The 16,917-nt window shown below is 49.2% G+C and carries 8 protein-coding genes; 4 read left to right on the top strand and 4 right to left on the bottom strand.

Annotated elements, in window-relative coordinates:
- From B5X72_RS17670 to B5X72_RS17655, 4 genes are all read right to left on the bottom strand, one after another.
- On the bottom strand, window positions 1–1,133 hold a 1,133-nt coding region (locus tag B5X72_RS17670; protein WP_079718251.1), incomplete at its 3' end, for a sugar transferase.
- 243 nt (window positions 1,134–1,376) lie between these two features.
- Window positions 1,377–3,023, bottom strand: coding sequence for a hypothetical protein (locus B5X72_RS17665; RefSeq protein ID WP_139378768.1), 1,647 nt, complete (start codon window positions 3,021–3,023; stop codon window positions 1,377–1,379).
- 33 nt (window positions 3,024–3,056) lie between these two features.
- The gene (locus tag B5X72_RS17660; protein WP_079718249.1) at window positions 3,057–3,773 is read right to left on the bottom strand and encodes a hypothetical protein; all 717 of its coding nucleotides are present in this window, start codon (window positions 3,771–3,773) and stop codon (window positions 3,057–3,059) included.
- Between the two features lie 466 nt (window positions 3,774–4,239).
- Entirely contained in the window at window positions 4,240–6,981 is a 2,742-nt protein-coding gene (locus tag B5X72_RS17655; protein WP_079718248.1) for a DNA gyrase/topoisomerase IV subunit A, read from the bottom strand.
- A gap of 397 nt (window positions 6,982–7,378) precedes the next feature.
- Here B5X72_RS17655 and B5X72_RS17650 point away from each other — a divergent pair, with 397 nt between their 5' ends.
- From B5X72_RS17650 to B5X72_RS17635, 4 genes are all read left to right on the top strand, one after another.
- Window positions 7,379–10,393 (top strand): SusC/RagA family TonB-linked outer membrane protein, encoded by a 3,015-nt coding sequence (locus B5X72_RS17650; protein ID WP_079718247.1) that lies wholly within the window; start codon window positions 7,379–7,381, stop codon window positions 10,391–10,393.
- Between the two features lie 3 nt (window positions 10,394–10,396).
- Entirely contained in the window at window positions 10,397–11,782 is a 1,386-nt protein-coding gene (locus tag B5X72_RS17645) for a RagB/SusD family nutrient uptake outer membrane protein (RefSeq protein WP_079718246.1), read from the top strand.
- A 219-nt stretch (window positions 11,783–12,001) separates the two neighbouring features.
- A complete protein-coding gene (locus B5X72_RS17640; RefSeq protein ID WP_079718245.1) occupies window positions 12,002–15,016 on the top strand; it encodes a SusC/RagA family TonB-linked outer membrane protein in 3,015 nt (1,004 codons plus the stop codon).
- 15 nt (window positions 15,017–15,031) lie between these two features.
- Window positions 15,032–16,411 carry a RagB/SusD family nutrient uptake outer membrane protein gene (locus B5X72_RS17635; protein ID WP_079718244.1) on the top strand — a complete coding sequence of 460 codons (1,380 nt, stop codon included), beginning with the start codon at window positions 15,032–15,034 and terminating at the stop codon, window positions 16,409–16,411.
- Window positions 16,412–16,917 lie beyond the last annotated feature (506 nt).

Raw genomic sequence — 16,917 nt, 5'->3', positions numbered from 1 at the left:
CCCACCACACTCATGTGGCCGAGCCACACGTTGAAAAACTGCGGCAGTTCGTCCAGGCTGGTGCGGCGCAGGAAAGCCCCGATACGGGTGATGCGGCTATCGCCGCGCGTGGCTTGCTTGCTGTCGCTTTCGGCATTGACACGCATACTCCGGAATTTGTAGCACCAGAACGGCTTATTGTCACGTCCGCTGCGCAGTTGCTTGAACAGCACCGGCCCGGGGCTTTCCAACTTGATGAGAAGCCCGATTAGCGGATAAAGCCAGCTGAGGATAAAGACGATGACCAGGGAGCTAAACAGCAGGTCAAAGAGGCGTTTTTTGAATCGGGCTTCGACCTCGTATGCCGGCTCATGCCGGATGCTCACCACCGGTACGGAGCCCAACAGGCTCACTTCATAGGGCAGGCTATCCTCCCGTTTTAAGTCGGGGACGAGCTTGACCCGCAGACACAGCCGCTCGGCTTCTTCAAGCAGTGTTGCGGCTTGAGCGATGCGTTGGGGGGGAAGCGAGATGTAGACTTCTTGAATACCCAAGGCTACCGCGCGCGCGAACTGTGCACGAGCGGTTGGCATCACTTCTCCGCGGTCGTTGACAAGCTGTGCATCGCTCTCGGCAAGGTAGCCTTCGAAATCAAACAATTTTTCATGCGCACGGAAATATCTTGCCAATTGGCGTCCGCCGTCATTTTTGCCCATAATGGCCACGGTCTTGCGGATATGGAAATACCGGATAAGCATGCCCTGGAAATAGGTGCCGACGAGGCGGCTAATGACAAGTAGCACCATGAAGCCCAGATGGAAGACGGTCAGGAAAACGGCGGTATGGGTGGCCCCGGTATCGGCAAGCAGTAGGTAAATCCCGAACAGACCAGCGTGGATAATGGCGCTGCGCCACGTAGCACGATAGATATTGTCTAGGCTGACGACTGTACCACTGCCATACATCCTGAACACCCCGCTCGAAAATAGCCACAGCAGATTGGCGATGGGGAGGTAAAACCGGAAAACCACCGATTCGTTGAGAAAGTAGTGATGCTCGGTGAGCATACAGGCCACCATAAAGGCGCCATTGAGTAATAAAAAGTCGGAAAAGGCCAATACAAACTTCAAGAGATAAATATAACGCGTTTGCATGTCTTTTAAATAAATTTGTAAGGTAGAGAACGAAAATCGTGGCGATTACATTGCGAATTTACGAATAATAACTGTTTTTCGCTTAGAACGCCTAAAATATTGTTATCAGTCATTGAAAATATATCAAATGCTATGCCTAATTGCTGGTTGTTTGTTAAAAACGGATGAATCATGCGTTATTTTTATGTCAATTCCCGCTGGCAATTGCCAGCGGGAGAGTAATTTATGGTTTCTTAAAAAAAATTATTGCGTAGGTAGCAGCTCATCGCATTTCTGCGTGAGGATAGCCAAGTTGGTTGCGCCCGCATGTTCGCCGATGATATCACCCGGCGCGGTGCCTACCGTACCGCTATTGTCTTCATGGACAACATGGTCTCCCACGATTTTGACCTGATCTCCCCAAATGGCTTTAAAGTCATACCGTACAGTCTCCGGTGTCAGCAGCGTGGTGGAGATAAAGCCATTGACCACGACACCGAGAAATTTAAATTCTTGCGAACCTGTACCGCGCTCGCGGTAATAGAGGTAAAAAGTAGGCAGTACATCCACGACTTCGGTTTGGCCGGGACAGCGCACATAGAGTTGAAGCGTAACTCGCGGGTCATTCACGGTCGATGGGTCGGCCAGCGTGATGCTCGTGGTGCCACCGCAGGTACTATTGAGCATTTCTTCGCCGAGTATGGCTTCTCTGTCGTCTTTGATGCGGATGGATACGCCCGCCGTGGGCAGGTAGGTGAGCTGTACGCTGTTGTACGTGGCATTGACAGATGCGACAAACCGGCGCACAACCTTACCTGCCATCACGGCTTCAATGGTAAGCGGGTAAGTAATGCCGGCCTCAAACCACGATGCGTTGAGTGTGATATTGGCTGGCTGCGGGCAGCCCGGTGCAAAATTGCCGCTCATAAACCACGTCAGGTGGTCGGTCTCATAGCTGGCAAAAAGCAGTTCGTCCGCCTGTGTAACGACGGTTTCTTGCTCGTAGGTCCACCGGAAGTCAGCTGCGGTATGGCTATATACCGAAAGGGCGTCGCCCACTCGCACTTGGGTATTGGTGCCAAGATTGTAAAAGCCGTCGTCTATTTGCTGGGCGATCTCAATGGGCTGGCTAAAATAGCTGACCGGAGCGCCATCTACAAAAAAGTTGATGTTGGTGAGTGCTGCGGGGTTGAATGCGCCGCCCACGGGGCTGTTATTGCCGTTTGTGTAGACGTTGGAAGTTGCTAAGCTTCCACCGGGAATAATGTCTAAGGAGGTCTCTTTGTCCGTGTCGGTATTGACGATAAGGCCGGAGAGCGTGTTGCCGGTGATGATATTACCGTCAGCATCCAAGAATTGGGTGCCGGCCCGCAGCGTGATGCGGGTGGTTTGTTCGGATGTCTCGCTTAAAGGCGTGGTGAGCATAAGGGTTTCGCCAATGCGGCCGTCAACCAGACTCACTGTCGGACGGTATACCGCCACGCCCGGCGGCGCATCGCTTAGTCGCAGTACGCTCACGGCATTAAGACTAGACCGCAGCTCGCTGGTAATGATGACGGGAATGACCTGGGTAAGGTAATCTTCGCCGCTTAATTCTACATAAAATGTGACGGGGTTGTCTTCAGTGGGTTCATGTTGCGGGTGTACGCCCAAACCAAGCAGACCATCGCGAAGCTGGAATTGCCGGCGTCCTTCAAGGTTGTAAATGTATTCAGCATCAGGGCCGCTGAGACTCACAGACACGTTGTTTACCGCATTGCCTTGGCCATCGGTGATTTGAAGCACGGTGGTGTATTCCAAAATGGCCGAACTGACGACGACTCGGATGTCTTTCAACGGATGCTGGCAACTTTGGATACAGAGCAAAACGGTCCAACCGAGGCTATATAGAAGGTATTTTGTAGGTTTCATAGGAAATGGATTATCGAATGGATTGACTAATCGTTAGCGGATGAAGAAATTGTAATTGAGCCCAAACTGGATGTTGGGCAGGTAACGGTAGTTACGCACGTTGCGTTCGATGATGGGACCGTTGGCCTCGTTGCCCTGCAATAGTTCGGTAGCCACGATGTCAACCCGCGGGCTGGAAAGCCGATAGGCGCCCGCTGTGAGATTGAACGAAAACCGATCGTCAATGCGGATATTGCCAAAAGCGATGCCGGCGTATGGCGCGACGGTCTTTGCCCAGCTGACCGTGGTGGTCATCAACCCTACATCCACTGGACGTACGATAATATCGCCATAGGAGTAGTTTTCATTCAACTCAGTATGGATGGTGCCCTTGGCCTGAAAGAAATAGCCGCCACCAAGCTGGATAGTGAAGTGGCGGAAGCCGTTTTGCGCGCGGTAAAAGGGTGCCCAGCCAAATAGCAGATGAGCATTATGCAGCCGGGCCCTGGCTTTTGAACGCGTCTCATGATCGCCATAATGCGCGATGATCTGGGTGTCAAACGGCATGAGATTGACACCGAGCTGTACGCCAAATGGATTGCCGAGGGGACGATAGATAGCAAGCCCCAAGCCTGCACTGCTCAACAAAGGGCCAAACGACCATTGGTAGGCTGGATTTTCACGGATGACATTGAAAGGGTTCTGGTCTTGGGCATGGGCTGATAGCAGGCCTATCAGGCCTGCAATGAGCAACGTAATCTTTTTTTTCATAGGTCAGCATTAAATGGAAAGATGAGTTAAGGTATGTTGGTTTTTTTATTTGTTATTTTCATGGGTTCTCCATTGCTTTCGCGGTCGATAAGGCATGAATCGATAGATTCAGGCAGAACTACACTTACATTTACCCCTAAAAGGGTGATTTGTTTGAAAAATTTGAACCTTTTGATTTCGAGAAACAAAGCGAGTTGGCGGGCTGCGGTGAGGAGCCGGGAACTTTACACGAGATCATGCCGTCATAGGCAAAACAAGTGCATTGGGGCTGCGGATGATAATAATGGTTCATAAGTTGATGTAAAAAGATAATTACGCTAAATTAGTTAATTCCAACTAACGTGTCACCGTAATCTTCTTGCACGGGGGCAAAGGTACATATTTTTTTGAAACAATGGATACCAATCCGGGACCCATGTTCAAACACCTTTATCGAGATATGCGCCTTCCTGACGGTGGATTCCCTTTAAAATAGCCCCATTTGGCCGTTATCATCAATTTGGATGTCATCCGGATTGGTGATCTCAAAATCTACAGGTGGTTTTGCGTCCTGTGGCGTGTCTGCTGTCGCTGGACTTGCCGTTGTTTCCGGATTTGCCGGAGATGGGGTGGTGGTAGCAGCGGCAGCTATGGATGCAGTATGTGGCGGTGCCTCCATGGATGGTGATGGGGCCTCCGGTATCTCTTCCGTGAGTAAGGTGACGTGCTGGACGTCATGGGGTGTAAGGCGGTTGCCCTGTGCTTTCATGCCCTTGACGTCGATGATGGCAGTGAGGTCTTGCTCAATGGTGTCGGCAGTTTGCGATTTGCCTTTAAGTACATCCACCCGCACAACGGGTGCAGCGGCGGCGGTGATAAGCACAAGCTTGGAGCCCGGTTCATCATTGATAATGGATGTACGTTTGCCGATCGGCGTGTCTTCAAACAGAAAACGCTTGACGTAGCATACGCCCGATTTGCCATCGCGGTGAACAACGCTGTACACCTGCTGCGGGTTGTATTTTTCGATGCGGACCAGCTTGTCGTCAAAATGGTTGCTAAGGTCGAAGCTGGTCAGTTCATAGGTGCCATCGGCCATGACCGTTAGGATTTTATCATCGCCATCAAATTCTCCCAGGTAGGTGCCGCGACCGTCGGCATTGAGTCGTTTGAGTACATCATCAAACCAAATTTTGCGGCCGGAAAGCGTAGATACTCCTTTGCTTTTGAGGTTAACCTTCTTGATGGGATACTTGGTGACGATGTTACCCTGTGAGCCGCGACCCTTGATAGCTACCTCGGCAAAATCCAAGTCAAACTGGAGCTTGCGAAGCTTGGAATGTGGCTTGAGTTGGATATTGACCACCTCCGCCTCCCCATTTGGATTAGCTGTAAAATACAATACCTTGGAGCCTTTCTCGCCCTTGGTAAGATCGTATTCCTTATCGCGCGTGACGCCTACGACCGAAAAGCGCTTGACGTAGGATATCCCGGACTTGCCGTCACGGTAGATGAGGTTGTATACGGTACGGTCATCCCCCTTTTTAAATACGGCTACGTGGATGATGTCCTTCCCGACGAACACCTTGTCCTGTATTTTGGTCACTAAACATTTTCCATCGGATCGGAAGATGATAATGTCGTCTAAATCAGAACAATCCGTGACATATTCATCTTTACGCATCCCCGTGCCGATAAAGCCTTCAGTGCGGTTGACATAAAGCTTGGCATTCGCCAACGCTACTTGCGCGGCCTCTACACGATCAAACGCCCGAAGCTCGGTGCGGCGCTCCCGGCCTTTGCCATATTTTTCTTTAAGCCGTTCAAACCAGGCAATCGCATAATCAGTGAGGTGGCGCAGGTGATGGCGCACCTTTTTGATTTCTTCTTCAAGGGCAGCCATCTGTTCATCCGCCTTCTTAACGTCAAAGCGGGTAATACTGCTCATTGGTTTTTCGATAAGCTTTTTGTAATCTTCAGGCAGTATCTCGCGGTAAAATTGGTCGAAAAACGGCGTAAAAAGATGGGTAAGCACCTGTACGACGGTGTCGAAGTCTCCGGCGTTTTCGTAGTCAGGGTGTTTGTACATCCCTTCTTGGATAAAAATCTTGAGCAGGCTGCTGAAAAAAATCTTTTCCTGCAACTCGCTGAGGCGGATTTCAAGTTCCTGCTTGAGCAGACGCTTGGTTTGTTGAGTGTTTTCGATGAGCACATCGTTGACGCTCATGAAATGGGGCTTGTCGTCCCGGATGACACACGTATTGGGTGAAATGGATACTTCGCAGGCAGTAAAGGCATAAAGCGCATCAATGGTAACATCGGGCGAAATGCCAGGGGCCAGGTGGATAATGATTTCGACGTTTTGCGCTGTATTGTCTTCGATTTTCTTGATTTTGATCTTGCCTTTTTCATTGGCTGCAACTACACTGTCGATGAGGCCGCCAGTGGTGGTGCCATAGGGGATTTCAGTGATAGCGAGTGTTTTTTTGTCGCGCTCCTCAATCTTGGCGCGCACGCGTATTTTGCCGCCCCGTTGCCCTTCGTTGTATGCCGAGCAGTCCGCTAACCCGCCGGTGGGAAAATCTGGCAATAGATTTGGCCGTCCGCCTCGCAATACTTCGATGGAACTGTCGATAAGTTCGATGAAGTTGTGCGGCATAATCTTGGTGGCGAGGCCTACGGCGATACCTTCGGCCCCTTGCGCCAAAAGCAGCGGAAACTTGACTGGCAGTGTAACGGGCTCGCGGTTGCGGCCGTCGTAGCTGAGTTGCCATTCCGTAGTGTCCGGATTGAAGACCACTTCGTTGGCAAACTTGGACAGGCGACCTTCGATATAACGGGGCGCCGCGGCTGAATCGCCCGTGACGGGGTCGCCCCAGTTGCCCTGGCAATCAATAAGCAGGTTTTTCTGGCCCAGTTGCACCATGGCATCGCCAATAGAGGCATCCCCATGTGGATGGTATTTCATGGTATTGCCAATCACATTGGCGGCCTTGTTGAACCGCCCGTCGTCCATCTCCTTCAACGAATGCAGAATACGGCGTTGTACGGGCTTAAAACCATCGTTGATGTGCGGTACAGCGCGATCGAGAATGACGTACGATGCGTAATCGAGAAACCAGTTTTCATACAAGCCCGATAACGGTATGGTCTGGCTGCCACCTGGTTGATTGTCTTCAGAAGTACTTCCTTGGTTTTCTTCGGGTGTCGGATTCGTTTCGTCGCTCATTTAAACCTGTTGCTTGTTTCGCGGTGTAAACTTAGATAAATTGCTTTTTATATGCAATATCATCGCATTGTATATAAAAGCACTTCGTTGGTCCCCCCGCTGCCACTGAGAACGTTAAAGGCGAAAAAATACCACTTTGTGTTAACCGCTTTCGGAAGAATAAGTTACAGATTAACCACGCCGGGACGCACTGAGGATGGTCGTCATGCTAGTGACATACCCCCGGGGGCATTTTTACATCGGAAAATATCGCTTTATCGCCTTGAGGAAATGTAAAGTCCGTGTCGCGGTCCGATTTACTTTTCCCAAAACTTTCCTTTTAGGTTATTGTTTTTCTTTCGAATGCGCATTCGCTTCGGTGTGCAGACCTATGGAACAGTTTAAAAAACGGACTTAAATGAAAGCAAAGATACAACACATGCTGACCTTGCTGTTCGTATGTTGGATGGCATTGGGTTTTGCACAGCAAACGACCATTACCGGTAGTGTTTATGACGCGGAAGGCAATAGGCTTCCGGGTGTGAGTGTCGCTGTGCGGGGAACTAATGTAAGCACCTTGACCAATGCTGAGGGCCAATATACGATCAATGCACAAGTGGGCCAAACCTTGGTTTTTACGTATATCGGTTTGCAGACCGAAGAACGGGAGGTGGGACAGCGTGCAGTGATTGACGTAAATATGGTCACATCGACCTCCAGTTTGGATGAGGTGGTCATTGTGGGCTATGGTACACAAAGTAAGCGGTTGCTTACGGATAACGTAGCGAAGCTGACATCATCGGATATTGCTGAAATCCCGTCTCCGGGATTCCAGAATACGTTGGCGGGTAAAGCGGCGGGGGTGCAGGTAATGCAGACAAACGGTAAGGTAGAAGGGGGGATCAGTATCCGCGTGCGCGGCGTAGCGAGTGTAGGAGCTGGCTCGGATCCGTTGTATGTGCTGGATGGGATGCCTCTGATTAACCGCGATGAATCCAGCGATGCGCCGCAAAATCCCTTGCTGACAATTAGCCCGAATGAAATTGAGTCTATCGACATCCTGAAGGATGCGTCTGCGTCAGCTATCTACGGCTCGAGGGGCGCTAACGGTGTGGTGATCATTACCACGAAGCGCGGCAAACGGGGGCGGGCCAGTATCTCTGCCAACGTATCGCATGGCATCAGCGAACCTACCCGGTTGCGCGAATGGCTTAGTGCGGAGGAATATATGGAGTTGCTCACGGAGGCGGCCATCAATAGCTACGGAGAAGAAGATGGCCGAGCCGAAGCGGAATGGTTGTTTGGTTTTCTGTCTGATGGCGCAGACTGGCGCAACGGACAGTACCATAATACGGACTGGCAGGGGCTGGCGCTGGTGAGGGGGCATGTGAGTGATGCGGATCTCTCGATATCAGGTGGAAATGAAAATACAACATACTTCTTCTCGGGCGCGTATAACAATACAGATGGGATTGTAAGGGGCAATGCCATGGAGCGGATCAATTCACGGGTGAACGTGACCCACGAGTTTAACGACCGGTTTTCGGCGGGCGCAAACCTGAGCTTCTCCCGGACCACCATCGATCGCATCTCAAACGACAATGCTTTTGTGACGCCCCTGCAGGCGATTGCCCAGCCTGCGTTGAGTGCGGCCTTTCTGGATAACGGAGAGCCCAATCCCAATACGCTATATGCCAACTTCCTGCTGCAGGACAGGCATGCGTTCTTTAATACCATTGTGCGCCGGGTAAATGGTAAGGCATTTGCTGAATACCGTTTTTTACCTAACCTGAAATTCAATACCGATTTTGGGTATGACTTGTATTATCAAACGGAAGATAGTTATACGGGAAGGTTAGCGCCGTTCCAATCGACCAACGGGGAGGGGTTTGCAACCAGTGTAGGTACAGAATCCTACATCACGAGCAATTATTTTACCTATGAACAAGCGCTTAATGATATCCATGATGTAGACGTAGTGGTTGGTATGGAATACAATCATGCGCGGCGACGGTTTCAAAGCGTCACGGGCATCGAATTTCCGTCGGATGATTTCCAGTCGATAGGGAGCGCTGCACAGATTACAGCGGGTAGCAGCACCTTTACTTCGTATGCATTTCTTTCTTACTTCGCTCGGGCGAATTATTCATTGATGGATCGCTATCTCTTCAAGGCGAGTATCCGGCGTGATGGCTCGTCGCGATTTGGCCGGGACAACCGCTACGGCACTTTTGCTGCCGTGTCTGCGGGTTGGGTGCTGTCTGAAGAGGATTTCCTGAGTGACTCCGACGTGCTGTCGTTCTTGAAGATACGGGGCAGTTGGGGGCAATCCGGAAATGCTGAGATAGGCGATTTTGCTTCGCTCGGCTTGTTTGGCGCGGTAAGCTACCGGCAGCGAGCGGGAATATTTCCAACACAGGCGGCTAACCCGTTCCTGACGTGGGAGAGTGTCGAGCAGACCGATATTGGTATCGACTACGGTTTTCTTGACAATCGGATTTCGGGTGAACTGGACTATTACGTCAAACGCTCCGATGGGCTGCTGTTTGACGTGCCGCTACCGGCAACTTCGGGATTCCCGACCGTACTGCGGAATGTCGGGCTACTGGAGAATAGGGGCGTCGAATTCGTACTCAATACCCAGAATGTCCAAAAGGATCGCTTCACATGGAACACGTCGCTGAACATTGCCTATAATAAAAATACGGTGAAGGAATTGCCGAATGGGCAGGATGTCGTCATTGGGCAGAATATCCTCCGTGAGGGGGAGCCTATTAATGCTTTCTACCTGCTGGAGTATGCTGGTGTGGACGTCGACAATGGTGATGCGCTCTACTATGTAAACAGCCGCAATCCGGACGGTACACTCAACCGGGAGACAACCAATGACCCCAATGCGGCAAACCGTGTGGTTTTGGGCGCTCCGCTGCCCAACTGGATTGGAGGGTTTACCAGTAACCTGGTTTACCGCGATTTTGACTTCAGCTTTACGTTCCAAGGTGAGTGGGGCGCAAGTATTTACAACTTAGGTGGTACATATCAGTCTGCTAATGGCGATTACTACGACAACCAGACCCGGGACCAACTGCGGCGATGGCGGCAACCGGGGGACATCACCGATGTGCCGCAGGCCCGCCTATATGGGGCCAACGGCACGGCACAGTCTTCGCGCTATCTCGACGGCGCGAGTTTCGTAAGGCTCCGCAATTTGAACGTTGGGTATACGCTACCCAGCCGAATCACCCAGCAGGTGGGAATTAATCGACTACGTGTATACTTTGCGGCGTTCAACTTGTTAACCATCACGAATTATAAGGGGTATGACCCTGAAGCACGGAGCGATGCAAGCTCGACAGAGGCAAGTAGGGGAATAGATTTTTACTCTGCACCGGCAGCAATGACATATTCATTGGGGGTCAACTTTAATTTTTAACAAATGAAAAAAATAGTTTATCGCTATAGCATATTAGCGCTCTTGGTAGGGCTTTCGGCCTGTGAGCGAAAATTGGATATCGACCCCGAGCAGTCTATTCCAGCGGAGCAAGCCTTGTCTACCTCGCAAAACATCCAAAGTCTCCTTATCGGTACTTATGATCAAGCTGGCACGGACGACCTTTATGGGGGATTCTTGCAAATGCTGGCCGATTTATATGGTTTTTCTGGACAGGCGTCATGGGTAGGTACGTTTACTCAGCCCCGTGAGGTGTTTAACAAACGGATACGGGTAGACAACTCGTTTGTGCGTGATCATTGGATAAACGCTTATCAGGTTGTCAACGCTACAAACTTGATTGTGGACCACTTGCACGTGGTAGACGAAGCTGAGCGAGACCGGGTAGCGGGCGAAGCGAAATTTCTACGGGCGTTGGTATACTTTGATCTTGTGCGATCGTTTGGGAGGCCATATGTGTCAGAGGAAGCTAACAATCAACCTGGGGTGCCGCTCAGCTTGACCGGAATACTGGATTATGATGGAGACTTGGCCGTGCCACGTAATACGGTGGACGAAGTGTATACCCAAGTGCTGGCAGACTTGAATGATGCGTATTCCCTGCTACCCGAGTCGAATGGATACTATGCCGACCGCTATTCGGCGCAGGCGCTTCTGGCACGGGTATACCTCCAACAGGGAAATTACACAGCGGCGCGAGATGCAGCAAATGACGTGATCCAAAACAGCGGCCGGGTACTTACGCCCACATATCAGGAGGCATTCAACAACGAAGCGAATTCGGTTGAAGATTTGTTTGCCTTTCAGGTGACCAATCAAAGCGGTACCAACCAACTGGTTGTACACTACGCCACGCAGGATTTGGGCGGACGGGGTGGTGACATCGTTGTTCAGCCGGCGTACCTGGCGCTTTTTGATTCGGACACCGATGATAGGAGCATGTTTTTTTATGAAAGCAGTCGTGGATTGCTCTCTTCCAAGTATACCAATCAATTCGGGAATATTGCGATGATTCGGTTGGCTGAAATGTATCTTATCCGTGGAGAGGCGAATCTACGGCTGGGTACTGCCGTGGGGGCGACTCCTGCCGATGACATCAATGTGCTGCGAGCCCGTGCCAACGCCGCACTGAAGCCAGCGGTAACGTTGGAGGATGTGCTCTTGGAACGGCAATTGGAGCTTGCTTTCGAAGGGTTTTTGATACACGATGTTAAACGCACGCGGGAAACGATTGTCATTGTCGAAAGCGTAGGCGGTGAATCCACCGAAGTGCCGATACCATACAACGACAACCGCTTGACATACCCGATTCCACAACGGGAAATTGACGCTAATCCATTGTTGGAGCAAAATCCTGGTTATGGAACGTAATTAATGTTGTGTTTTTTGAATTTAGTTGGTTATTTTTGGTTAAATCCGGTAGGAATACCGGATTTTTTTGTTTTGTATATGTGATTTAAGTTGTTTTGTGTGTATAAATGTTATTGTTTTTTATTTTTTTGTATAAAAAATAAGTATGATCTTCGTTTGTTTGCAATATATTTTATATTTGTTTGAAATTTTTTAATAAAAAAATAACAAACACACGGTATGAAATTAAAAATACATTATTTTTTGATTATTTTGTTTGTGTGTGTAACTATTTTTGGTTATGCTCAGCAAAAAACAATTGCAGGGACGGTTAATAGTGAGGGTGGGCAACCGCTTTCCGGAGCAAGTATTGTTGTCAAAGGGACAAACATAAGTACATTGACCGACGAATATGGCCGTTATACGATTGTGGCGGAGTTAGATCAGACGTTGGTGATTTCATATGTCGGATTTCAAACGCAAGAAGTGCCGGTGGCAAACAATAACTTCATTAATGTCAATTTGTTGAATGCTGCCTCCGATTTAGACGAGGTGATCGTTGTGGGGTATGGCACGCAAAGCAAGCGTAAACTCACAGACAACGTCGCGAAGCTGACGTCTTCCGATATTTCTCAGATTCCGTCGCCTGGGTTTCAAAGTTTGTTGTCAGGGAAGGCTGCAGGAGTACAGGTAATGCAAACGAACGGTAAGGTTGAAGCTGGTATCAGCATGCGTATCCGTGGAGTTGCGAGTATTGGTGCGGGATCCCAACCGCTTTATGTATTGGATGGTATGCCGTTAATTAATCAAAATGAATCGAACAATTCGGCACCACAAAACCCGTTACTTACCTTAAGTCCAAATGAAATAGCGTCGATAGACATTTTAAAAGACGCATCGGCGACAGCGATCTATGGTTCGCGCGGAGCGAATGGTGTGGTCGTGATCACGACTAAGAAAGGACAAAGCGGCCGGAGTTCCATTTCCGCAAATGTGTCCCATGGTTGGAGTGGCCCGGCGAATAAGCGAGAATGGTTGAACGCTGCCGAGTATAAGGAATTGCTGCAGGAATCGTTGATAAACCGCTACGGGACAGAAAGTGGTACGCAAAGGTTTGAATCGTTTATGGACAACTATTCAGCGGGTACGGACTGGCGGAATGGTGAAGTGGATACTGATTGGCAGGATTTGGCTTTTCAGGATGGGTATCTCACCGATGCTGACCTTTCGATGTCCGGTGGAAATGATAAAACCACGTATTTTCTTTCGGGAGCTTACAACGGTACAAAGGGTATTATAAGGGGCAATGAACTGGAAAGACTCACTTCACGAATAAACGTGAGCCACAACTTTTCGGATAAATTCACAGGAGGTGCCAACCTGAGTTTCTCTAAAACGTCCATAGATCGGATTGCCAATGATAACGCCTTTGTGACACCGTTGCAAGCGGTGGCCCTGTCGCCGATCTCGCCGGCTTATTTGCCGGATGGGGAGCCTAATGGCAATACTATTTATGCAAACTTTCTGCTGCAGGACAGACATGCCTTTTATAATACAGTAATACGAAGGGTGACCGGTAAAGCCTTTGGTGAATATCGATTTTTGCCCTATCTCAAATTCAATACGGATTTCGGCTATGACCTGTACTACCAAACGGAAGACAGCTACACGGGCCGACTTGCCCCCTTCCAATCCACCAATGGTGAAGGATATGCTTCTAGTGTAGGTACAGAGTCTTATATTACCAGTAACTACTTTACCTATTCGCAGAATTTTGCCAATATTCACGACTTAGAAGCCGTGGTGGGTATGGAGTTTAACGATACGCGGCGGCGGTTTCAAAGCGTAACGGGTATCGAATTTCCGACGGACGATTTTCAGACAATTGGCAGTGCGGCTGAAATTACAGCAGGCAATGGCAATGTCTCTCAGTACAACTTCCTTTCTTACTTCGTCCGGGCTACGTATTCGTTGAAAGATCGCTACCTGCTGAAAGCGAGTGTCCGTCGCGACGGGTCGTCCCGTTTCGGCGAAAGTGTCCGCTATGGAACATTCGCTGCGGCGTCAGCCGGCTGGATACTTTCTGAAGAAGACTTCCTTAGTGAATCGGAAGTGGTGTCATTCCTCAAGCTGCGGGGTAGCTGGGGACAATCGGGCAACGCCGAGATCGGTGATTTTGCCTCGTTGGGCCTGTATGGCGGTATTTCTTACAACCAGCGCCCAGGTATTTCTCCCACGCAACCGGCAAACTCCTTCTTGACGTGGGAAAAGGTCAACCAGTATGACATCGGCGTTGATTTTGGCTTCTTGAACAATCGCTTGTCTGGTGAGCTCGATTATTATGTAAAGCAATCCAAAGATTTGCTCTTTGACGTACCTCTTCCCGGAACGTCCGGATTTTCGACCATCACCCGTAATATCGGTCTAATGGAAAATAGAGGTGTAGAGTTTGTGTTGAATACGGAAAATATCAAGAAGGAGGGGTTTACCTGGAATACAAGTATTAACATTGCCAGAAACAACAATGAAGTGAAGGAACTGCCAAATGGCGCTGATGTGATAAGTGGGCGCAATATTGTTCGCGAGGGCGAAGCTATCAATTCTTTTTATGTACTGGAATATGCTGGTGTTAGTCCGGATAATGGGGATGCGTTGTATTATTTAAACTCCAAAAACGAAGACGGTACATTGAGTAAGGAAACAACGAACGATCCGAACCGCGCTAACCGTATTGTCGCAGGATCGCCTATCCCTGTGTGGATTGGCGGTTTCACAAGTGCGTTGTTTTTCAAAGGCTTTGATTTTAGCTTTACCTTCCAAGGGGAATGGGGTGCAAGCATCTATAACGCTGGTGGACTTTACCAATCGGCCAATGGCGACTACTACGACAACCAGAGCCGGGACCAATTGCGGAGGTGGCGGCAGCCGGGTGATATCACCGACGTTCCTCAGGCACGTTTTGGATTAGGTAATGGTACTGCGCACTCGACGCGATACCTTGAACGAACAGATTTCATCCGCTTGCGTAATGTAAATTTGGGTTATACCATTCCACAACAGGCTTTACAGCAACTAGGGATCAATAATCTACGTGTGTATCTGGCAGCATTTAATCTGCTTACCTTCACCGATTATCAGGGTTATGATCCAGAAGCCCGAAGCGATGCTGGCGAGACAGCAGCGGGAAATGGTATTGATTTTTATTCGGCTCCGGCAGCACGGACGTTTTCATTGGGTGTAAATTTCAACTTTTAAACACGAAAGATTAACATGAAAAACTACAAAATACTGGGATTAGGATTATTGTTGGCACTAGGTATTGCTTGTGATAGCAAATTGGATGTGGAGCCTGCACAATCCATTTCTTCGGAAATTGCGTTGTCAACTCCAGAGAATATCCAAAATCTGCTAGTTGGTGTGTATGAACGAGCCGGACGTTCGGCTGCTTATGGGGGACGAATTCAGATGCTAGGCGATTTGTACGGAGCTACTAGTCAAGTTTCATGGATAGGTACCTTTCAACAGCCTCGGGAAGTATTTAATAAGGCTTTATTGGTGAATAACACTTATGTGAGCGATCATTGGCTCAATGCGTATGCATTGGTCAATATGGCCAACCTCGTAGTAGACCACATTGGCGTGGTGGAAGAAGCCGATGAACAGGCTCGGATATTGGGTGAAGCGAAGTTTTTGCGGGCTGCCACCTACTTTGAGTTGGTGCGATTTTTTGGGTTGCCTTACGAGGCAGGACAACAGAACGGACAATTGGGCGTACCATTGGTGCTCCAAGGGGTGCTAGACTATGCAGGTGATCTGACGGTAGCACGAAATACTGTGGAAGAGGTTTATGCTCAAGTGATTGCCGATCTGAATGATGCCTACAATTCGCTCCCGCCAACGAATGGCGTCTTCGCAGATAAATATTCAGCAAAAGCGCTATTGGCCCGCGTGTACCTGCAACAGGGAAATTATGCCGAAGCGCGCGACGCAGCAAATGACGTCATCGAAAACAGCGGGCATGCGCTTGTGGGGTCGTTTGCAGCAGCATTTAATAATGAACAAGACTCTGGCGAAGATGTGTTTGCGATGCAAGTGACGAGTCAGGACGGTACCAACACCTTGATTACCCACTACGCCGATCAGGACCACGGCGGCCGTGGCGGCGATATCATCATCGGTGATGCGTACCTCGCGTTGTTTGACTCGGATACGGATGTGCGGAGGTCATTTTTCTATACCAGTGCCGATAACGGCGAACGATTGACTAATAAGTACACAAACCAGTTTGGAAACATAGCGGTAATCCGACTTGCCGAAATGTACCTCGTCCGTGCGGAAACTAACATTAGGTTGGGAACCGCCGTCGGTGCTACACCTGTTGCGGATATTAATTTGATTCGGGAGCGGTCTCTTGCCGGTTCAAAGCCAACGGTGACCCTGGATGACGTTTTGCATGAGCGGGAATTGGAATTGGCCTTTGAAGGCTTCCTTATCCATGACACCAAGCGGCTACATCGGTCTATCTCCTTTACAGGAAATCAGGGGCAAATAACGTTGGATTATAACAACGGACGATTGATTTATCCCATCCCTGAGCGTGAGATGGACGTCAACCCGTTGTTGGACCAAAATGATGAATATCTAAACTAATTTAAGACGGAGAACTAATAGGGGGCCATCTTCCAATACTTAGGTACGGAAGGTGGCCCGCTTGTTTTTAGGATGTAGCAATATCAAAGTACATGTGGCATATTTAGCGTAAAAGGCCAAACGGCTAAAACTAAAGTAAGTACGATTAATTTTTGATTAATTACAGGATTTCATGGTTCGTCTTATTTTCTTATTATGAAAGAAAAAAAGAGCGATTGAAATCCTCCGAAGTCTTTTCGGCAACATTCCGGAGCGTTTTCCTGAAGAGACTTCGGTGAAAATAATTTTCAACCTCGGTGAGTTTCTGATTTTCGCCCATTGTTTTGGGTCTAAAGGCGAGCGGATATGCGGTACATCGTTTTCTAAGGCCGTAAGAGGCGCTATGAGCGCTTAAAATTCTCAATGCTAAAAGCCTCCATCGAAAAAAAGAAATCAATACAAGCGATCTGTTTATTTTATTTCTTTATAGGATTGTGGGTTTCGCGTCCTTTTGGACGCCATTGACG

It is taken from the genome of Parapedobacter luteus (genome assembly GCF_900168055.1).
Lineage (GTDB): Bacteria > Bacteroidota > Bacteroidia > Sphingobacteriales > Sphingobacteriaceae > Parapedobacter > Parapedobacter luteus.
The sequence above is the reverse complement of the archived record's forward strand: the minus strand, read 5'-3'. Positions and strand labels throughout refer to the sequence as shown.